Here is a 20242-nt window from a genome sequence, read left to right on the forward strand (position 1 = left end):
GGAGGGTTGACCGGGGGTGCGTGCCGTTGCACGTGCAACCCGGAGTTTGCCCTGTCGTAGGCGCTCGATAGAGTGATCCCGCTTTGATCTCGTACGGATGCGAATCCGGAACGAGCCGGACCGGATCCGTGAGGCCCCGTCCGGCCGGCGGGTACGGGGACCACGGGGAGGGCCGAGGGGTGGCACTGGACGACGGGGCGGGGGGCTTCGGCCTGTTCGCGGGGCTGGCCGCGGGCACCGCCGGCATGGCGGGCGCGGTGGCCGGGCAGGCCAAGGCGCTGACGGTCGAAGTCGAGTCGATGCAGAAGTTCAAGTCGCGCGTCGACGAGTTGCTGACCAAGCTGGAGGGCTCGCAGGCCGCGCCGAAGCGCATGGCCGACGGCAGCCTGCCCAGCGGCCACCTGGGCACCGGCTTCGGCGAGGCGGACGGGCTGTACGGGGCGTACCACACGGTGCACGCCCAACTGGCCATGCTCTCCAAGGGACTCGCGGGCCAGATCGAGGCGCTGAGCATCGCCGTCGAGTCCTCGCGGGTCGGGTACGAGAACGTCGACGACGACGTCAAGCAGCGCATGCGGCGCCTGCACGCGGACGCCGAGAAGCACTACGACCCCACGCGCGACCCGGCGGTCGACCACCCGGCGACGGCCCGGGGCGGCGGCGGTGGCGGTGCCGGCGGCACCGGCAACGGCGGCACGGGTAACGGCGGTGTCGGCGACGGCGGTTCGGGCGACAACGGCAGCACTGCGGGAGGCTCGTTCTGATGGCGACCAACTTCGAGGGCTACTCCCACCAGGCCCTGCTGGACATGCTGGAGTCGGCGAACGCGACGACCGCGAAGGACCTGGGCGCGCAGCTCACCGAGGCGGCCAGCACCATCAAGGAGATCGGCGAGGACCTCAAGGCCCACGCCCCCAAGGTGGTCTGGGAGGGCGAGGGCGGCGACGCGTTCCGCGAGTGGGTCAACGCCACCGGCAACGCGACGCTCCGCCTCGGCGAGTACAGCGCGACCGGCGGCACCTGGATGACCAACGCCGCGCAGACCATCGTCGAGGTCAAGGCCAACATGCCCGGCCGCGACGCCAGGGCGAAGGCCAACCTCGACGCCGCCCACGCGGCCCCGCGCGACCCGGACTCGGCCCAGATCGCCCGTGACGCGCGCGCGAAGCTCGACGGCGACCACGCGCAGGCGGTCCAGCAGATGAACAAGCTGGCGCAGTCGTACGAGGCCTCGTCCCTCGCGATGAACCGGGCGGAGGCACCTACGTTTCCGCCGCCGCCGGGGGTGTTCGTGCCGCGCGATAGTCGCGACTTCCAGGAGATTCAGCGGCCGGGCGGCGTCGGTGGTGGTGGCCTCTCCGCGCCGGGCTCTGTCCACGACGGCCCGCCCGGTCCGGGCGGGAGCGGGAGTTCACCTGGCGCCCCCGGTGCTGTGGCGCCCGTAAGCCCCGGCCCGGGGACTGCGCCTGGGCCCACCCACCCCGCACCCCCGCCCACCCATCCCGGCTCTACCGTCCCTGATGATCGTGTCGACGTCGGCATCGACAGGGCAGCCACCCTTCCGGGGAGGGCCGATCCGCCCACGCTTCACGCCACTCCTCCGGGTGGATCCGGGCCGGGCAGCGGAGGGAACCATCCTGCACCTGCCACCCCGCCCGTTTTCATGCCTCCCAGCAACACCCGGCCGGGTCCCGGCGGTGGCCATTTCCCGCCGGCCAACGGCGTGCGGCCGTCCGCCCCGCCCGTGACCGGTGCGCCTGGGCGCGTCGGCGGCGGGCCGTCCCCGGTGGGCCGGGATTCCGGGATCGTCGGTGGGCGTCAGGTCCCGGCGGGCAAGGGCCCGGCCGCGAGCATCCCGCGCGGCACCGTGATCGGCGGCGAACCCGGCCAGGTGGGTCGCACCCCGGCGGGCTACTCCCGAGCTGGTGGCGCGGCTCAGTCAGGCGTGCCCAACTCTCCTACCGGGCCCGGTCAGCAGGGTCGATCTTCGGCCACCGGCCGCCCGTTCACGCAAGGTGGGTCGGGTCTCTTGCGCGGCCAGAACGGCGGCCCTCAGAGCGGCATGCAGGGCATGCGGCCGGTCTCCTCACATGCCCAGGCCGGGGCACAGCAGGAGCGGCGAGGCAACCGACCCGACTACCTTGCCGAGGACGAAGAGACCTGGCTCCCGGGCAACCGCCGTGTTGTCCCGCCGGTGATCGACTGAGCGGAACGGACTGCACGAGATGCGCATGTGGAGAGGTACCTCTGCCCTGGTAGGCCTGCTGCTCGCAGGAGTCGCCGCGGCTCCTGCCCACGCAGCGTCGGTTCGCTCTGAACAGTGGCACCTCGATGCCATGCAGGCCGAGCAGATCTGGAAGACCAGCACGGGCGAAGGCATCACCGTCGCGGTGATCGACAGCGGTGTCGGGTACGTGCCCGAGCTGGAGGGACAGGTGCTCCCGGGCAAGGACTTCTCCAGGGCCAAGGGAGACGAGCGCGTCGACTATCTCCACCACGGCACCGGAATGGCCTCGACGATCGCCGGCACCGGAAGGGGCCATGGCAGTGACGGCGTCCACGGGCTGGCCCCGGGTGCCAAGATCCTGCCCCTCAGGGTTTCGCAGGGAGGCGGAGGCAAGGGGGCGGGCCAGCCGTTCGCCGAAGCGATTCGGTTCGCTGCTGATTCCTCGGCGAAGGTCCTCAACATCTCCATGTCGGGCGTCGACCACGCACCCGTGCTGGACGACGCCGTGCGCTATGCCCTGGGCAAGGGGAAGCTCATCTTTGCTGCTGTCGGGAACGAGGGCGACAAGGAGAACTGGATCGAGTACCCGGCGGGCACGCCTGGCGTCGTCGGAGTGGCGGCGATCGACCGCAACGCCAATGCGCCCAAGTGGTCACAGCACGGCCCCCAGGTTGACCTCGCCGCACCCGGCGATGGCATCGTCTCGGGGTGCGACCGGGGATCCCAGATCTGCGAGCGTAAGGGAACGAGCGACGCAACGGCCCTCGCCTCCGCCTCCGCGGCGCTGATCTGGGCCGCTCACCCCACCTGGACCAACAACCAGGTCCTGCGCGTCATGCTCAACACCGCCGGCAAGCCGCGCGACGGCGTGAAGCGCAACGACTACATCGGCTACGGCGTCGTACGACCCCGAGTGGCGCTGACCGACCCCGGGGACCCGGGGCCGGCCGACGAGTACCCGCTCCCCGACCTCGCGGCGGCGCAGAAGCCCGCGTCCGCCTCGCCGGACCCGGCCGCCTCGGGGGCGCCGCCGGCGGTCGCCGGGCCGGGGGTCATCGACGACGGGTCGGGCGGTAACGAGCCGTACGTGGCGCTCGGCATCGGTGCCGCCGTGCTCATCGCAGGAGGCGTGACCGTACTCACCGTCCGAGCGCGCCGCCGGCGCTGACGTCGCGCCAGCCCGCACGGCCGACCAGTCGACCAACCGGCCAACCGAGGAACCGAAGAACCGACCGTCACGGGAAGGAGAAGCGGCACGGTGTCCTTCGAAGAGGAATGGTCCTCCGCGCGCAGAACCGCGGCAGCGACCGGAAGCGGCAGCCCGGGCGTCGCCGCCCGCGCCGACCTGAGGGTCGACGGCGACGAACTCGGGGCGATCGGCAGCGAGGCCTACGGGCTGCACCAGCGGCTCTCCCGGGACGGCGACCACGCCCGCCCCGCCACCTTCGACGCGTCCGTCGCCCTCACCGGCGCGGACTTCTCCAGCGGAGCGGCCCTGCTCACCGTCCACGACCGGTGGAACACGCAGCTGCGCACCCTCCTCGACGCGTGCGCGCAGATCTCCAACCACCTGGACTACTCGGCCGCCACCCATGCCAAGGAGGAGGCGGACATCGCCGCCACCTTCTCCACCTCCAAGATCAACGAATGTCTGACGTGACCGGGGACGAGACATGGTGACCTTCGCGGACGTCTACGCCCTCCGCCTCGGCCCGCTCCACGACGCCGTCACGGACTGGCACACCATGGCCGCCCGGCTCGACGAGCTGGCCCACGCGGCCGCGACGGGCATGCTGGCGAAGGCGGACCGGGCCGACTGGCGCGGCGTGAACGCCGACGTGACCAAGCCCTTCATCGCCAAGACGGCGAAGGAGTTACAGGACGCGGCGGCCGAGGCGAAGGGCATCGGGGCGGTCCTGGCCGACGGCTACGAGGCCTTCAAGCACGCCCAGGACGAGCTGAAGCGCATCGTCACCACGGACGCGCCCGCCGACCACCTCACCGTCGACACCACCACCGGGGCGGTCCGGACCGCCGACCCCCTGGGAACGCGGCCCGACGACGGGGAGCTGGTCAAGGCCCGGGACAAGGCGGCCACCGCCCTCAGCACGCGCATCGCGGCGGTCCTGGACGCCTGCGACGACGCGGACCGTTCCATGGACCGCGCCCTGCGCGCGAACGTCGGGGACGACGCGCACGACTTCCACCGGCCCGTCTACGACAGCCTGGACGCCGAGGAGGCGGCCCGCGCCACCGCCCTCGCGTCGAAGGGGCGGGAGCTCAGCCACGACGAGCTCGAGCAGCTCAACGAGCTGCTCGCCGACAACAGCGGCTCCGCCGTCTTCGCCACCCGCTTCTACGAGTCGCTCGGGCCGCGGCGGGCGCTGGAGCTCTTCGGGCAGCTGGCGACGGACACGTACGACTACACCGACCTGGACGAGGAGCGGCTGGGGGACGTACAGGAGCTCCAGCGCAACCTGGGCCTGAACCTCGCGACCGCCACCGATCCGGACCACCGGCCCCACCTGCCCGAGCGCTTCGGCACGGAGCTGCGGCGGCTCGGCACCGAGCGGATCACGCTCGGACCGTACGACCGCACCGGGGCGTTCGGCTACCAGTTGCTGGGCGGGATCATGCGGTACGGGAACTACGACGCGCGCTTCCTCACCCCGATCGCGGAGCACGCGGCGCAGCTGCACGCGAAGAACCCGTACCTCTTCGCCGAGACCAAGCCCCTCGGGACCTTCCCCCGCAACCCCTTCAACCCCTCCGGCGTCAACGGCTCCGGCTTCGACCCGATGACCTCCTTCCTGGAGGCCCTGGGCCACAGCCCCGACGCGGCCAAGCACTTCTTCGCCGACGTGCCGCACGCCTACGCGCCCGACGGCACGCCGGTCCCGGGCAGGGCCGACCTGGGCAGGGGCCTGACGAACTACATCGACTTCTTCGGGAACGCCAAGTACGAGGCGTTCCCCGATACGGAGTTCATCGGCGAGGCCAAGAAGGCGGCCGGCTACCCGACCGACGCCCTGGGCCACGCCCTGGAGGCCGCCACACTCGGCCACGCCTGGGACGACCCCCACCCGAAGCTCGTCCGCGACGCCGACTCGGCGGCGGTGATGCAGCAGGTGGTCCTCAAGTACGGCGCCGACGCCGAGCTCCTCAAGCACCACGAGGCTCTGGCCGACAGCCTCGGCAACATGACGGCCGGCTACATCGACGACGTCAACTGGGGCCTCAACAACCACCGCGGTGACAGCCTTTACGCCCCCCGGGGCACGCCGGGCCACGTCGAGCTCAGCCGCGAGGAGACGCGGGCCCTGCTGAGCGCGCTGGGCCAGCACCCCGACGCCTATGCCACCGTCTCCACGGCCGAGCGCGTGTACGCGACCAGCGTCCTCGAGGCGCAGGTGGGCCCGGACGGCCACATCGACCACGGGCGTGCCCGGTCCGCCCTCATGACCAGCTCGGAGGCGCAGGGCGTGCTCGATCAGTCGCGTGCCGACCAGGTCGCGAAGGACGGAGCCGAGAAGCAGAAGGAGTTCGAGCGGGCGCACGAGCAGCGCGCGGCCTGGGTCGAGTTCGGGGGCGCCGCAGTGGTAGCGGGCGGTGCGGCCCTCCTTCCCGAGGCGGCGGCCGGCGCGGTTCTGGTACCCCTCGCGGTCGAGACGGGGAGCGGGGCGCTGGAGCAGGTCTTCGGAGACGTGGTGGGGGACTGGTCGGACCACGCGGTCGACGAAAGCGAGGAGAAGATCGAGGCGCAGATCAAGGACGAGCACCGCGTCATCTACAGGGCGGGCGAGCACAGTGCCGAAGCGCCCATGAGGCACTTCATCGAACGCCACCACATCGGGTGGGACAGCGTGCAGGGCGTGGAGCTGCGGCAGGCTGTGAGCGGCGGTTACGGGGTCGGCAACGACCGTGCCGCGCAACAGGGGCATGCGCCGGTGGCCGAGCCCAGCTGAGACGTCGTGGAGGGAACGCGGGTGCGCATACGGACGATCACGGCCGGGTTGCTGGTCCTCGGCGTCCTGACCGCCGGATGTACCTCGCCGGGTACACCGCAGAACCTCCCGACACGTCGGGTCCAGGAGATCCCGGCGGCCCGGGTGTGCGGCGGCACCCTGCTCGACACGGCTGCCGCCTCGGCCTTGGAACGCCTCACGCACAGCTCCGCCTTCGACCCCGAGGCCGTGAAGAAGGACCACGGTGCGCGCGAGATCGCCCGCACCATGGAGGCGGCATTCCGGTCCGGGGAAGGCGTGGTGAACGCTCCGGGTGACCGGTGCGAGATCAGCCCCGTCGGTTCCTCCTCCGCGTTTCCGACCATCGTGGTCGCCTTCATCGCGCTCGGGAAGGCCCCTGCGGGGACACCCGCCGACGAGCCCAACGAGATGTACACGCCCGGCGTCGTCGCCCGCGCCTCCGAAGACGGCGCGAAGGTCTACTTCGACTGCGAGAGCCGCCGCCTGGGAACGTCCGTGGAGCATCCGCTGAGGCTGCGCTCCGAGGTGCAGAACTCGGTGCGGGAGCGAGGCGAGCCGGCCGCCACGCGCAAGGACAACCTCACCCTCGCCCACTCCGCCGCCGTAGCCGTGGCCAAGGAGCTCGGGTGTGCCGGGAACGGGGGGCTGCCGGGGACGGCGGCGGGGTTGCCGGCGCCGGTGGGGTGAGGCGGGGCATGCGGGCGGCGTCCGGATCCTCGGGGTTCCGGACGCCGTCCGACTCGCACGCCGATCAGACAGACCCCAGCGGCGCAGACGCCGTGACCGGAATCGAACCGGCGTAAACCGCTTTGCAGGCGGTTCCCTCAACCACTCGGGCACACGGCGGGGGTAACGGGGAGCCCCTCGGCCCGCGACCGGCGCCACGGTTCGCGTCGGTCCTCGCCCCTCCGGGAGTCCGGTGCGGGCCTCGGGGTTCCTCGATGGGAAGACCGTACGGGGGCCGGGGAAGGGGTCGGAAGGGAATCGGGCCGCCTGCAATGCGACTGCCATCGTGCGTTCACGGACGACGCGTCGCGGCGCGCGCCGACCTTCGGCCTAGGGCGCGAGGACCAGTGCGGATCCGCCGAAAGCCGGGGCGAAATGACAGGGGCGAAAATCCGCCACGCCCCTTACTCTGGGGCGATGACCGCCCTGGAGCCGAAGGCCGTGTCCGACACCGCCGCACCACCACAGCCCGCCCCTGCCACCGCCCCCGCCGAGGGGACGGCCCCCGCCGCCACCACCCGCGGCGAGCGGCACGGCAGCGGCGGCACGGGCGCGGGCACCGGCACCGGCACCGGCACCGGCGGTGTGCTCGGGCCCGCCCACCGGCTGCTCACCCTCGGCATGGTCACCGTCGTCCTGCTCATCGCCTTCGAGGCCACCGCCGTCGGCACCGCCATGCCGGTCGCCGCCCGCGACCTCGACGGCGTCGGGCTGTACGCCTTCGCCTTCTCCTCCTACTTCACCACCAGCCTCTTCGGCATGGTCCTGGCCGGCCAGTGGTGCGACCGCCAGGGCCCGCTGCGCGCGCTCACGGTCGGCATCGCCGGCTTCGCCGCCGGCCTGGCGCTCTCCGGCACCGCCGGGGCGATGTGGCTGTTCGTGCTCGGCCGGGCCGTCCAGGGCCTGGGCGGCGGGCTCGTGATCGTCGCGCTGTACGTGGTCGTCAGCCGCGCCTACGACGAACGGCTGCGCCCCGCGATGATGGCCGCCTTCGCCGCGAGCTGGGTCGTGCCCTCGATCATCGGCCCGCTGGCGGCCGGCACCATCACCGAGCACCTCGGCTGGCGGTGGGTGTTCGTCGGTATACCCGTCCTCGTCGTCTTCCCGCTGCTGATCGCGCTCCCCGCGATACGCCGCACCGCCTCCGGCCCCGCCGACCCCGGGGCCCCGCCGGCCGCCTTCGACCGGCGCCGGATCCGGCTCGCCTGCGGGATCTCGGTGGGCGCCGGCCTGCTGCAGTACGCCGCCCAGGACCTGCGCTGGCTGTCGCTGGCGCCCGGGCTGGCCGGCCTCGCGCTGCTCGTGCCGTCCGTGCACGGGCTGCTGCCGCGCGGCACCTACCGGGCGGCCCGCGGCCTGCCCGCCGTCGTGCTGCTGCGCGGGGTCGCGGGCGGGGCGTTCATCGCGGCGGAGAGCTTCATCCCGCTCATGCTCGTCACGCAGCGCGGACTGAGCCCCACGATGGCCGGCTTCGCGCTCGCGCCCGCCGGCCTCACCTGGGCGGTGGGCTCCTGGGTGCAGGCCCGGCCGTGGGCCGAGCCGTACCGGGAGCGGCTCGTGGTCGGCGGGATGGTGATGGTGGCGCTGTCGATCGCGGCCGTGCCGACCGTGTTGGTCGAGGCGGTGCCGGTGTGGCTGCTGCCGGTGTACTGGAGCGTGGGCTGCTTCGGGATGGGGCTGGTCATCGCCGCGGGCAGCGTGCTGCTGCTGAAGCTGTCGGCGCCGGAGGAGGCGGGCACCAACTCGGCCGCCCTCCAGATCTCCGACGCGCTCTCGAACGTCGTGCTGCTCGCCGGCGGCGGCGTGGCCTTCGCCGCGCTGGGCGGCGGCGCCGTCGGCGCGGCCCACGCGGCCTCCGCGGACGGCGCCTCGCACCCGGCGGCCTTCGCCGCGGTCTTCCTCCCGATCGCGGTGGTCGCGGCCGTGGGCGTGTGGGTGTCGGCCCGGATCACCCCGCCGGCAGAGTCACCCGTACAGGCGTAGCGGGGCCTCATCGGTACCAGTTTGGTACCGCCGCTGGTACCGTTTTGGTATGGCGATGAACCTGCGTCTCCGCGACGACCAGACCGAGGCTCTCAAGAACCGCGCCGAGGAGGAGGGCAGAAGCATGCACGCCATAGTGCTCGCAGCCGTCGACCGCTACCTGGAGCAGGAGGCCGACCGCGAGACGGTCCGCCGCCTGGGGGCCAAGTACGCGAAGAGCCACGCCGACCTGCTGCGCCGCCTGGGGGAGTGAATGAAGTACCTGACGGTCCAGGAGGCCCTGGACCTGGCGGACCTCGCCATGGGGGGACAGCGCGTCGAGGTCCGCGATCTCGGGCTGCTCAGCTCGGCGGTCCACCGACCGCAGTCGCAGATGTTCGGCGTCGAGGCCTATACGGACCTGTTCGAGAAGGCCGCGGCGCTGCTCCAGTCGCTCGCCGTGAACCACCCGCTGGTGGACGGCAACAAGCGGATGGCGTGGATGTGCACGGTCGTCTTCCTCGACTTCAACGGGACCGAGATGGTCGAGGTGGATCAGGACGAGGCGTACAAGCTGGTCATCGAGGTCGCGGCAGGCGATCTTGAGGACGTGGTGATCATCGCCAGTCGGCTCAGGGGGCTGCACGAGGCCGTGTGAGCCGCCGTGCCTGCCCTGACCCGGTGCCCCGCACCCCCGGTGCGGGGCACCGCCGTGCCCGCTCCGTCGGAACCGCCCGGTACCGGAATCCGACCCCGGGGTCGGAATGTGAGGCTCGCCGCACCGCGCGAGGTCACGGCCTCGTCGGCCTCCGGCGGGGCGGGCGGCACCGGTAAGGTGGCCCGGTTGTCCTACGTACGACCGCCCGGACCGAGACCGACCGCCCGACCGTACGGCCGACCGCGCGCGACCCGGGTCCGACCGCCCGCAGACGCGGGCCCGCCGGGGCGGCCGTACGCCCACAGCCGAGAGACCCGAACCGGAGACCGTGACTACTACCGCCTCCCACCACCTCTCACCCGCCTTCCCCGGCCGTGCCCCCTGGGGCACCGCCAGCAAGCTGCGCGCCTGGCAGCAGGGAGCGCTGGACCGGTACATCCAGACGCAGCCCCGCGACTTCCTCGCGGTCGCCACGCCCGGCGCCGGCAAGACCACCTTCGCCCTGACCCTCGCGTCGTGGCTGCTGCACCACCACGTCGTGCAGCAGGTGACCGTCGTCGCCCCGACCGAACACCTCAAGAAGCAGTGGGCCGAGGCCGCCGCCCGGATAGGCATCCGGCTCGACCCGGAGTACTCCGCCGGCCCGCTGAGCAAGGAGTACCACGGGGTCGCCGTCACCTACGCCGGCGTCGGCGTGCGCCCGATGCTCCACCGCAACCGCTGCGAGCAGCGCAAGACCCTCGTCATCCTCGACGAGATCCACCACGCCGGTGACTCGAAGTCCTGGGGCGAGGCGTGCCTGGAGGCCTTCGACCCGGCGACCCGTCGCCTCGCGCTCACCGGCACGCCCTTCCGGTCCGACACGAATCCCATTCCCTTCGTGACGTACGAGGAGGGGAACGACGGAATCCGGCGGTCCTCCGCCGATTACACCTACGGCTACGGAAATGCTCTCGGCGACGGGGTGGTTCGTCCGGTCATCTTTCTGTCGTACAGCGGAAATATGCGCTGGCGCACGAAGGCCGGTGACGAGATCGCCGCGAAACTCGGCGAGCCGATGACCAAGGACGCGATCTCGCAGGCCTGGCGCACCGCGCTCGACCCGCGCGGCGACTGGATGCCGAACGTGCTGCGCGCCGCCGACCAGCGGCTCACCGAGGTCCGCAAGGGCATTCCGGACGCCGGCGCCCTGGTCATCGCCTCCGACCAGGACTCGGCCCGGGCGTACGCCAAGCTCATCCGCGAGATCACCGGCAGCAAGGCCACCCTCGTGCTGTCCGACGACGTCGGTGCGTCGAAGCGCATTGACGAATTCAGCGGAAACGACGACCGGTGGATGGTCGCCGTCCGCATGGTGTCCGAGGGCGTCGACGTCCCCCGCCTCGCGGTCGGGGTGTACGCGACCACCATCTCCACCCCGTTGTTCTTCGCGCAGGCGGTCGGGCGTTTCGTACGTTCGAGGCGCCGCGGCGAGACCGCGTCCGTGTTCCTTCCGACGATTCCCTACCTCCTCGGATTCGCCAACGAGATGGAGGTCGAGCGCGACCACGTCCTCGACAAGCCCAAGAAGCAGGGCGAGGACGAGGACCCGTACGCCGAGTCCGAGAAGGAGATGGACGAGGCGAACAAGCAGCAGGACGAGGACACCGGCGAGCAGGACATGCTGCCCTTCGAGGCGCTGGAGTCCGACGCCGTCTTCGACCGCGTGCTCTACGACGGCGCCGAGTTCGGCATGCAGGCCCACCCGGGCAGCGAGGAGGAGCAGGACTACCTCGGCATCCCCGGCCTGCTCGAGCCCGACCAGGTGCAGCTGCTGCTCCAGAAGCGGCAGGCCCGCCAGATCGCGCACAGCCGCCGCAAGCCCGACACCGAGGCCGACCTGCTCGAGCTGCCGGCCGAGCGCCGCCCCGTGGTCTCGCACAAGGAGCTGCTGGAGCTGCGCAAGTCCCTCAACACCATGGTCGGCGCGTACGTCCACCAGAGCGGCAAGCCGCACGGGGTGATCCACACCGAGCTGCGCCGGGTGTGCGGCGGCCCGCCGAGCGCGGAGGCGACGGCCGGGCAGCTGCGCGAGCGCATCAAGAAGGTCCAGGAATGGGCCACGCGAATGCGCTGAGGGCGTGTGCCCATATGTCGTAGATATTCGTACGAAGAAGGGGCGGGGCCCGTGCGGAGGAACGCACGGGCCCCGCCCCTTTTCCCATGGGTGGTCGGTGTCGTACTTGACGGTAATTAATCCATTAGCCCGATCGGCGCCGTATAAAGTCCTCGGTGTTGCCGGCCTCGGTCCTGAAACGGCGCAAATTGCTTGCTACCGCCCGGATTCTGGACGAGGGCTTCCGCTCAGCGGGACCCGGTCGCTACATTCCCCGCAACGAAACGCCCCGTGGCAGCGCCGCCGCGGAGCGCAGCCGGTGCTCAAAGCCTTTACCGGCGGCCTCTCCGTGCGTCGCCGATGGGACCGGCAGCGCTACCGCCCGATGAGAGATCACCGCCGCTCACCACAGAGGGAGAGGCGTCGTGACCGCGGAAACCTCCCAGACGCTCGACCGAGGGCTGCGCGTCCTCAAGCTGCTTGCCGACACCGACCACGGTCTGACGGTCACCGAGCTCTCCAACCGGCTCGGCGTCAACCGCACGGTCGTCTACCGACTCCTCGCCACGCTGGAACAGCACGCCCTCGTCCGCCGGGACATCGGCGGCCGGGCCCGCGTCGGCCTGGGGGTCCTGCGGCTGGGCCGCCAGGTCCACCCGCTCGTCCGCGAGGCGGCCCTGCCCGCCCTGCGCTCGCTCGCCGAGGACATAGGCGCCACCGCGCACCTGACCCTCGTCGACGGCACGGAGGCCCTCGCGGTCGCCGTCGTCGAACCGACCTGGACCGACTACCACGTGGCCTACCGGGCCGGCTTCCGCCACGCGCTCGACCGCGGGGCCGCCGGCCGGGCCATCCTCTCCGCCCGCCAGAGCGGCCTGGCCGACCCCGGGTACACCCTCACCCACGGCGAGCTCGAAGCCGGGGCGTCCGGGGCCGCGGCGCCGCTGGTCGGCATCACCGGCCTGGAGGGCAGCGTCGGGGTCGTGATGCTCGCCGACACCATCCCCGAGCGGGTGGGGCCCCGCGTGGTCGACGCGGCCCGCGAGGTCGCCGACGCCCTGCGCTGAGCCCGACCGTACGAGGCGACTGCCGCGCTCCGGGCACCCGGCCAGTAGATTGGCCGGGTGCTCTCTCGCCTCACACGTCTGCCCCGTCCCGCCGCGCTCGCGATCTGCGCCGCCCCCGTGGTCGCGCTGTTCGCCGTCGTGGCCCTCGCCCCCCTGCCCTTCGCGCTCGCGCGCCCCGGCATGACGGCGGACGTCCTCGGCTCCCAGAAGGGCAAGCCGGTCATCACGATCACCGGCGCCCCCACCCGCGACACCTCCGGGCAGCTGCGGATGACCACCATCGTGGCCACCGGGCCGTCGGCGGAGGTGGGCCTCGGCGACGTGGTCGACAGCTGGTTCCGCACGGACCGGGCCGTGCTGCCCAAGGAGGCGGTCTACCCGTCGGGCAAGAACGACGAGCAGATCGAGCAGCACAACCTGGAGCAGATGCGGCAGTCCCAGTCCAGCGCGGCCACCGCCGCCCTCGGCTACCTGCACGAGGACCCGAAGAAGGTGAAGGTCGACCTCGAGCTCGCCGACGTCGGCGGCCCGAGCGCCGGCCTCCTGTTCTCCCTCGGCATCGTCGACAAGCTCGACGGCGACGGGGCCGGCGGCGACCTCACCGGCGGCCGGAAGATCGCGGGCACCGGGACCATCTCCGACACCGGCGAGGTCGGCGCGGTGGGCGGGGTGGCGCTGAAGACCCAGGCCGCGCGCCGCGACGGGGCCACGGTGTTCCTCGTGCCGAAGGCCGAGTGCTCGGACGCGAAGTCCGACCTGCCGGCCGGGCTCCGGCTGGTCCCGGTCACGAAGCTCTCGGACGCCGTGGACTCGCTGCGGCAGCTCAAGAAGGGCGGGCAGGTACCGGCGTGCTGACGTCGGCCTCCGGGCCGGTCCCCGGGCCGCCCGCACGGGCCGCGGCCGGTACCGTCGCGTGCTCCGGGCCCATCGTCCGCCACGCCGGGAAGACCAGCGGCGCCAGCGTCGCCAGCAGGTAGACGGAGCCGAGGGCGAGCAGCGCCCCCGTGACGCCGACGCGGTCGACCAGCAGGCCCGCCGCGAGTCCGCCCAGCGGCATGGTCAGCTCGCAGCCCGCGGTGGTGACCCCCGCGACCCGGCTGCGCAGCTCCTCCGGGACCCGCTCGAAGAGCACCGTGGTCAGGACGGGGTTGAGCACCCCGGCCGCGAGTCCGCCCAGGGCCATCGTCACGGCCAGCGGCAGCGTCGTACCGGTGGTCGCCGCGACCAGCCACCGGGTCGGGCCGCTGATCAGGAACGCGGTCGCGAACACCGCCCGGCGCGGCAGCCGCTCGCCGTACGCGCCGTACAGGAGCGCACCGAGCAGCGCGAAGCCGCCGAAGAGCGAGACCAGCAGGCCCAGCTGGGCGGATCCGCCCAGCTCGTCGCGGGCGTGCACGGGCAGGAGCACCGAACTCCAGGCCTGGTCCAGCCCGTTGGTGATCATCACCATGACGGTGACGGCCAGCAGCAACCGGGTGCGCAGCAGGAAGGCGTAGCCCTCGCGCAGGTCCGTGCGGTACGAGGCCAGGGAGACGGGGGCGCCGTCGCGGACCGGCTCGGCCGCCGCGACTCCGCGGACCCCGGCCCAGACCAGGGCCGCGGAGACGAGGAAGGAGGCGCCGTCGAGCAGCAGCACGGACTCCGCCCCGACCAGCGCGATGAGGACGCCCGCCAGGGCGGCGCCGAGCATCCGGGCGCCGCGCGAGACCCCGTCGTACAGGCTCGCGGCCCGGGTGACGGTGGTGCCGGCGTGCTGCGCGAGGCTGGGCAGGAGGACGCCGCGGGCGGTCAGGCCCGGGGTGTGGACCAGTCCGCCGAGTGCCATCAGGGCGCACAGCATCCAGAACTCCAGTACGCCCGCGTAGTGCAGCAGCGGGATCGCGCCGACGGCGAGGCCGCAGACCAGGTCGGAGGCGACGGAGACGCGGCGGCGGCCGATCCGGTCGATGACCGGGCCGCCGACGAGGGCGGCGACGACCACGGGCAGGGTCGCGCAGAAGGCGACGACCCCGGCCCGGCCGGCGCTTCCGGTCGTCTGCAGCACGAACCAGGGCACGCCGATCAGCGTGAGCGAACTTCCCGCGATGGAGACGGTGTTGGCGACCAGAACGGCGGTGAGGGGGCGGCGGGCGGCCCGGGCGCGGGCTGCGGCGGGGGAGTCACGGGCACTCGTGCGGCGGGTGCCCGGCAGCCGGGCGCTCACGCGGCGGCCGGGTCGACGAGGCGGCTGCCGGCGTGGACCAGTGCCATGCCCAGGCGGTGGCGCAGGCGGTGCGCGGGGGAGGCGTCGGCCGCGGCCGCGGCGCGGGGGAGGCCGGCGCACGCGGTGCGGGCCTCGCGGGCCAGGTGCCAGTCGCGGGCGGCGGAGCGGAGCTCGGCGGAACGGGTCAGGTGGGTGTGGAGGTGGGCCTCGGTGAAGGTGTGCATGACAAGATTCCTTCTGTGGGGGCGCGCGGGGACGTCGAGGCGTCGGGGCGCGCAGGGGTATCGGGGTGACGCGGGGGCCGCGGGGCACAGGGGGGCGTCGCGTGTGCGTGGCGGGTGTCGCGTGCGTGTGCGGGTGTCGCGTGCGTGCCGGCGGCGCGCGGTGCCGCGCCGTGCCGGGCGGAGGGCCGGAGGCCGGCGGGCCGAAGGCGGCCCGGCGGACTCGGCTGCGCCCGTGAGCCGGTGGAGGAAGAGGAGGCTGGGTGGGGGTGGGGTGGGGCGGGGGCCGCGGGCCGCTCGGTGGGTGGCGGCCCGCGTTCCCCCGCCGCCGTCAGTCGCCGGTGCGCGGCAGGGCGTGGACGTGGAAGCGCACGTTGCGGCTGCCGTCCCCGCCCTCGTGTGCGTGGTAGGACTCGATCAGGTCGTGCAGTTCGCGCACCAGCCGCGCGGTCTTCTCGGCCGTCAGGTTCAGCTTGAAGTCGCTGAGGTCCGAGGCGAGTTGCCATTCGGCCGGCTCGCGGTGCAGGTTGCCGATCCAGGTGCTGGTCTCCTGGGCGTGGTTGGTGGCGACCTCGTGTCGGAACAGGTCGACCGCACCGCGCACTTCGGGGTTGGGGTCGGTGGCCACGTCGTCGGGCAGCCGGATCCCGTCGTGGCTCGGACGCCACCAGCGCTCGCGCCCCTTGCCGTGCCCGGGGGCGTCCTCGACGAACCCGTACGTGGCGAGCTGGCGCAGGTGGTAACTGGTGGCGCCGCTGGACTCGCCGAGCCGCTCGGCCAGTTGGGAGGCCGTGGCGGGGCCGTGCAGGCGCAGTTCCTTCAGCAGGTGCATGCGCAAGGGGTGGGCCAGCCCGCGAAGGGTCCGGGCGTCGAGGTCCTGGATGCTCCGCTCGGGCTGGGCGGTCTCGTCGGCCTCGGGCTGCGGGCCTTCGGTGTTCTCGGGCATGGCCTCACCCTAGGTGTTGCAAAGACTCCTGTGCAAGGGTTTCTTTGCAACTACTTCTTTGCATCGCCTCCCCCGGGTGCCACGAGCCCGCCGGCCACGGCCGGGACCGCGGCGTCCGCCCTGGTCAGGGCCTCCGTGCGGGCCTCGGTGGTGCGGTCCGGGACCCCGCGGCCCGGATCCGGGCGACCCGCGGCGGCCCGGCCCGCGGCACCCCGCGGTGTGAGTACCGCGGCCACCAGTACGCCCAGCCAGTCCGCCAGCAGCGCCACCGCCACCGCGAGCACGGCCCCGAGCACCAGCACCGGAGCCCGCCCGGTCCGCAGCCCCGCGACGATCAGCGCGCCGAGCCCGCCGCCCCCGGCGAAGACCGCCAGCGCCGCCGCGCCCGCGCACATCACCAGGGTCTGGCGCACTCCTGAGAGCACCGCGGGGGCCGCCAGCGGCAGTTCCACCCGCCGCAGCGTCGCGGGCCCCGACATCCCGAGCGCACGGGCGGCCCGTACCAGGGCGGGATCCACCGCGCGCAGCCCGCGCGCGGTCCGCGCGACCACCGGCAGGGCCCCGTACGCGGCCATCGCGGCGACCGCGGTCGCCGGACCGGGCCCGGCCGCGACCACCAGCAGCGCCAGCAGCCCGATGGCCGGAACCGCCCGCCCGATCACGGCCAGCCGCGCCACCACCGGCACGGCCGGCCGCAGCGCCCTGCGGGAGAGCGCGATGCCGAGGGGGACGCCGAGCAACAGCGCCCAGCAGGCGGCGGCCGCGGTCAGCCGCAGGTGGTCCCACAGCAGCAGCCGCACGGCCCCGCCGGTCAGCGCGGGATCGCCGAGCGCGGCGCCGGCCGCGCCGGCCGGACCGGTCGCCGCGGGGTCGACGGAGCCCGGGTCGGCCGAGCCCGGATCGGCCGGGCCGGGGGCGGTCAGGCCCGGGTCGGTCAGGCCCGGGTCGGTCAGCGCCGGCCCGACGAGGGCCGGGTCGGCCAGCGCGGGCCCGGCGACCGGGTCCGGCCCGGTCCACGTGCTCCACAGGTACGCCGCCACGACCGCACCGGCCAGCAGCAGCGACGGCAGTACGGTCCGCCGCACCGACCCGCCGCCGGCCGCGGCCGGCGGCGGGGGTGCGGGCGCGGCCTCCGGCTCGGCGGGGGCGCCGGCGCCGGCGGGTGCGGCCAGCTCGGGCCGGTCCGCGTCGAGGAACGCCAGGCCCTTCACCTCGTGCTCGCCGGGCGGCCGTTCGGGCGGCCGGGGACCGGCCCCGTGCGCGGGCGTGGTCATGCGGCACCCACCCCCTCGGCGGCCGCCAGGGCGGCGGCCGTCTCGGCCGCCGCCTGCCCACCCGCGGCCCGCTCGTCCGCGGCCTGCCGGCGCGCGGCCGCCCGGTCGGCGGCGAGCAGCTCCCGCACCGAGTCCAGCAGGGTCTCCAGGTCGACGACGCCGACGTACTCGCCGCGCCGCCCGGTCACCGCCACCCGGCCGCCGCTGTCGGTCAGCGCGGCCTCCAGCGCGTCGTGCAGGGTCGCGTCGCGCGTCACGGTGTCGTGCACCAGCTGGCCGGCCCGGGCCAGCGAGCCCTTGGCCCGCATCAGGTCCGCGCGCCGGAGCCACTTGTACGGACGGCCCCGTCCGTCGAGCATGAGCAGCTCGTTGTGCGGGCCCAGCCGCAGCTTGTTGAAGATCTCCTGCAGCGGGTCGTCCACGGTCGCCGTCGGGAAGGCGGCCACCTCCACGTCCCGTACGCGCGTCAGCCCCAGCCGTTTCAGCGCCGCACCCGCACCCGCGAACCCGGAGACGAAGTCGTCGGCCGGATCGGTCAGCAGCGCCTCGGGGGTGTCGAACTGGGCGATCTGCGAGCGCTCGCGCAGCACCGCGATCCGGTCGCCCAGCTTGACCGCCTCGTCGAAGTCGTGGGTGACCAGGACGATCGTCTTGCGCAGCTCCCGCTGGATGCGGATCAGCTCGTCCTGGAGGTGGTCCCTGGTGATCGGGTCCACCCCGCGGAACGGTTCGTCCAGCAGCAGGACCGGGGGATCGGCGGCCAGCGCCCGGGCCAGGCCGGCCCGGTGCCGCTGCCCGGCCGTGAGCCGGTCGGGCCGGCGGTCGTGGAACGCGTGCGGGTCCAGGCCGACCAGGTCGAGCACCTCCTCGACCCGGTCGCGCACCCGCGCGCCGGACCAGCCGGACATGCGCGGCACCAGGGCGACGTTCTCGCCGACCGTCATGTGCGGGAACAGGCCCACGGCGGCGTCCACGTACCCGATGCGGCGGCGCAGCTTGACCGGCGACATGCCGAGCACGTCCCGCTCGCCGATCCGGACGCGGCCGGCGCTGGGCTCCACCAGGCGGTTGATCATCCGGAGGGTGGTGGACTTCCCGCAGCCGGACGGTCCCACCAGTGCCACGGTCTCGCCGGGCCGGATGTCCATGGTGACGTCCTCGACGGCGGGCGCGTCGGCGCCGGGGAACCGCTTGGTCAGCCCCTCCAGCCGGATCGGCAGGCCCGGGCGGCTCCCGGGGGCGGGGGCGGCGGCGGGGGCGGCGGCCTGGACGGAGGTGTGGGTGGAGGTGTGGGTGGAGGTGTGGGCGGAGAGGGGGAGACGCGGTGCCGGATCGTTTCTTCCGGCCCTGGGGTCGGGTCCGCCGGGTGGCCGCGGTGGCTCGGGCTCCGGGTCGAAGACCGAGGGGAGCGGCCGGTGGACGGAGGCCCGGGGGGCGGTGCCGGCGTCGGCTTCGGGGGTGGTGGAGGGGGAGGGGGCGTGGGAGTGGGGGTCGGGATGGGGGTGGGGGGTGGTGCCGGGGGACTGAGGGGCGGCACCGGTGCCGGGGGAGTGGGGGAGGGAGGAGGTGTCGGGGGTGGGGAGGGGAGTGGCGGCCGGGTGGCCGGTGGGGCGGCCGCCCGGATGGTCGGAGTCAGACACGTGTTCCTCTTGCGATGGTGAAGCGGCCGAGCAGGACGTACCCGGCCTCGAACAGCAGGGAGAGCAGGGCGATGCCGAGGGTCCCGGCGAGCACCCGGTCGAGGGCGCCGGGGTCCTCGGGCGCGGCGAGTCCGTGGAAGATCTCGCCGCCGAGTCCCGGCCCGGAGGCGTACGCGGCGATGGCCGCGATGCCCATCAGCAGCCGGGTGGCCACCCGGATCCCGCCCAGGATCCGGGGCCAGGCCAGCGGGAGTTCGACCCGCAGCAGCCGGGACGTACGGGACATCCCGATGCCCCGGGCCGCCTCGACCAGCGTCGGGTCCACCCCGCGCAGGCCCGCGATGGCGCTGCGGGCCACGGGCAGCAGCCCGTACAGCGTCAGCGCGATCAGGGCCGGGACGGGCCCCGCCCCGGTGAGCGCGACCAGCAGGCCGATCAGGGCCAGGGCGGGGACGGTGAGGACGGTCGCGGCGGAGGCGCTCGCGAGGTCGCCCGCCCACCGGCTGCGGTGGGTGGCGAGGGCGATCGCGACGCCCAGCGCGGTCGCGGCGGCCAGGCACTCCAGCACGGTGGTCGCGTGCTCCAGTGCGCCGGTGAGGAGTCGGGGGTGCTGGTCGTTCAGGTAGGTCCAGAGGCTCACGCGGGGTCACCCGTCCCGCATCGTGCCGACCGTTCTCCGCACCGCGCTCTGCCGTACTGCACCGGCAACGCTCCGCGCCGCACCAACAACACCGAAATCACCGCACGTCACTGCTCGTCGTGGTCCTCCGCGGCCTGCTCGACGAGCGGGATGATCCGCAGGGGTACGGGATTTTCCATGACGATCGCCGTGGAGGCCCGCACAATGCCATCAAAGCCCACAACTCGGTCGATTACGCGCTGGAGATCGGCGTTGGAGCGGGCCACCAGGCGGCACAGCATGTCCCCGTGTCCGGTGGTCGTGTGCAGCTCCAGCACCTCCGGCACGGTCGCCAAGTGGGCCCGTACGTCGGCCCCTTGACCCTGTTTGATCTCCAGCGTGGCGAACGCCGTCACCGGGTACCCGAGGGCCGTCGGATCCACCTGCGGGCCGAATCCGCGAATGACTCCGTTCGACTGAAGCCGGTCGAGACGGGCCTGCACCGTGCCGCGCGCGACCCCGAGCCGGCGCGAGGCCTCCAGGACGCCGATGCGCGGCTCCCGGGCGAGCAGGACGATGAGCCTGCCGTCCAGCCTGTCGATCCCCATGGTGGCCTCC

Annotated in this window: 19 protein-coding genes and 1 tRNA gene; 12 read left to right on the forward strand and 8 right to left on the reverse strand. The window is 73.6% G+C overall.

Features of this window, described 5'->3' with window-relative positions; all coding sequences use genetic code 11:
- The first annotated feature begins 179 nt into the window (after window positions 1-179).
- The 6 genes from ACIQCH_RS18525 (at window position 180) to ACIQCH_RS18550 (ending at window position 6900) form a co-directional block, all read left to right on the forward strand.
- Window positions 180-764, forward strand: coding sequence for a hypothetical protein (locus ACIQCH_RS18525; RefSeq protein WP_402582063.1), 585 nt, complete (start codon window positions 180-182; stop codon window positions 762-764).
- Window positions 764-2206 (forward strand): hypothetical protein, encoded by a 1443-nt coding sequence (locus tag ACIQCH_RS18530; RefSeq protein WP_402582065.1) that lies wholly within the window; start codon window positions 764-766, stop codon window positions 2204-2206. Before ACIQCH_RS18525 ends, ACIQCH_RS18530 begins: the two co-directional genes overlap by 1 nt.
- A 130-nt stretch (window positions 2207-2336) precedes the next feature.
- Complete coding sequence (mycP, locus tag ACIQCH_RS18535; protein WP_402582067.1) at window positions 2337-3395, forward strand: type VII secretion-associated serine protease mycosin; 1059 nt, start codon at window positions 2337-2339, stop codon at window positions 3393-3395.
- 90 nt (window positions 3396-3485) lie between these two features.
- Complete coding sequence (locus ACIQCH_RS18540) at window positions 3486-3887, forward strand: hypothetical protein (RefSeq protein ID WP_402582069.1); 402 nt, start codon at window positions 3486-3488, stop codon at window positions 3885-3887.
- A gap of 13 nt (window positions 3888-3900) precedes the next feature.
- Complete coding sequence (locus ACIQCH_RS18545) at window positions 3901-6192, forward strand: hypothetical protein (RefSeq protein WP_402582071.1); 2292 nt, start codon at window positions 3901-3903, stop codon at window positions 6190-6192.
- Between the two features lie 21 nt (window positions 6193-6213).
- Complete coding sequence (locus tag ACIQCH_RS18550) at window positions 6214-6900, forward strand: hypothetical protein (RefSeq protein ID WP_402582073.1); 687 nt, start codon at window positions 6214-6216, stop codon at window positions 6898-6900.
- Between the two features lie 87 nt (window positions 6901-6987).
- Here ACIQCH_RS18550 and ACIQCH_RS18555 read toward each other — a convergent pair.
- Window positions 6988-7059: transfer RNA gene (locus tag ACIQCH_RS18555), tRNA-Cys, on the reverse strand.
- A gap of 297 nt (window positions 7060-7356) precedes the next feature.
- On the opposite strand from ACIQCH_RS18555, the gene ACIQCH_RS18560 reads away from it, so the two are divergent.
- From ACIQCH_RS18560 to ACIQCH_RS18585, 6 genes are all read left to right on the forward strand, one after another.
- The gene (locus tag ACIQCH_RS18560; protein ID WP_402582074.1) at window positions 7357-8922 is read left to right on the forward strand and encodes an MFS transporter; all 1566 of its coding nucleotides are present in this window, start codon (window positions 7357-7359) and stop codon (window positions 8920-8922) included.
- A gap of 55 nt (window positions 8923-8977) precedes the next feature.
- Window positions 8978-9175, forward strand: coding sequence for an Arc family DNA-binding protein (locus tag ACIQCH_RS18565; RefSeq protein ID WP_402582076.1), 198 nt, complete (start codon window positions 8978-8980; stop codon window positions 9173-9175).
- Window positions 9176-9559 (forward strand): type II toxin-antitoxin system death-on-curing family toxin, encoded by a 384-nt coding sequence (locus ACIQCH_RS18570; RefSeq protein WP_402582077.1) that lies wholly within the window; start codon window positions 9176-9178, stop codon window positions 9557-9559.
- A 328-nt stretch (window positions 9560-9887) separates the two neighbouring features.
- Complete coding sequence (locus ACIQCH_RS18575; protein WP_402582079.1) at window positions 9888-11675, forward strand: DEAD/DEAH box helicase; 1788 nt, start codon at window positions 9888-9890, stop codon at window positions 11673-11675.
- 404 nt (window positions 11676-12079) lie between these two features.
- Window positions 12080-12721: an IclR family transcriptional regulator gene (locus ACIQCH_RS18580; RefSeq protein ID WP_402582081.1), complete on the forward strand. Its 642-nt coding sequence runs from the start codon at window positions 12080-12082 to the stop codon at window positions 12719-12721.
- 57 nt (window positions 12722-12778) lie between these two features.
- Complete coding sequence (locus ACIQCH_RS18585) at window positions 12779-13576, forward strand: PDZ domain-containing protein (RefSeq protein ID WP_402582083.1); 798 nt, start codon at window positions 12779-12781, stop codon at window positions 13574-13576.
- On the opposite strand, the gene ACIQCH_RS18590 is transcribed toward ACIQCH_RS18585, so the two are convergent.
- From ACIQCH_RS18590 to ACIQCH_RS18620, 7 genes are all read right to left on the reverse strand, one after another.
- The gene (locus tag ACIQCH_RS18590; protein WP_402582161.1) at window positions 13545-14828 is read right to left on the reverse strand and encodes an MFS transporter; all 1284 of its coding nucleotides are present in this window, start codon (window positions 14826-14828) and stop codon (window positions 13545-13547) included. The two genes, ACIQCH_RS18585 and ACIQCH_RS18590, sit on opposite strands and share 32 nt — an antisense overlap.
- 92 nt (window positions 14829-14920) lie before the next feature.
- Window positions 14921-15148 (reverse strand): hypothetical protein, encoded by a 228-nt coding sequence (locus ACIQCH_RS18595; RefSeq protein WP_402582085.1) that lies wholly within the window; start codon window positions 15146-15148, stop codon window positions 14921-14923.
- Window positions 15149-15476: 328 nt separating this feature from the next.
- A complete protein-coding gene (locus tag ACIQCH_RS18600) occupies window positions 15477-16091 on the reverse strand; it encodes an ArsR/SmtB family transcription factor (RefSeq protein ID WP_402582087.1) in 615 nt (204 codons plus the stop codon).
- Between the two features lie 50 nt (window positions 16092-16141).
- Window positions 16142-17365: an ABC transporter permease subunit gene (locus ACIQCH_RS18605; protein ID WP_402582088.1), complete on the reverse strand. Its 1224-nt coding sequence runs from the start codon at window positions 17363-17365 to the stop codon at window positions 16142-16144.
- A complete protein-coding gene (locus ACIQCH_RS18610; RefSeq protein ID WP_402582163.1) occupies window positions 17362-18585 on the reverse strand; it encodes an ABC transporter ATP-binding protein in 1224 nt (407 codons plus the stop codon). Before ACIQCH_RS18610 ends, ACIQCH_RS18605 begins: the two co-directional genes overlap by 4 nt.
- Window positions 18586-18997: 412 nt before the next feature.
- Window positions 18998-19645, reverse strand: a complete 648-nt coding sequence (locus tag ACIQCH_RS18615) for an ABC transporter permease (RefSeq protein WP_402582090.1) — start codon at window positions 19643-19645, stop codon at window positions 18998-19000.
- A gap of 107 nt (window positions 19646-19752) precedes the next feature.
- Window positions 19753-20232 carry an Lrp/AsnC family transcriptional regulator gene (locus ACIQCH_RS18620; protein ID WP_030205893.1) on the reverse strand — a complete coding sequence of 160 codons (480 nt, stop codon included), beginning with the start codon at window positions 20230-20232 and terminating at the stop codon, window positions 19753-19755.
- Between the last annotated feature and the right edge of the window lie 10 nt (window positions 20233-20242).

Origin of the sequence: Streptomyces sp. NPDC093225 (assembly GCF_044753805.1) — a bacterium.
Classification (GTDB): Bacteria; Actinomycetota; Actinomycetes; order Streptomycetales; family Streptomycetaceae; genus Streptomyces.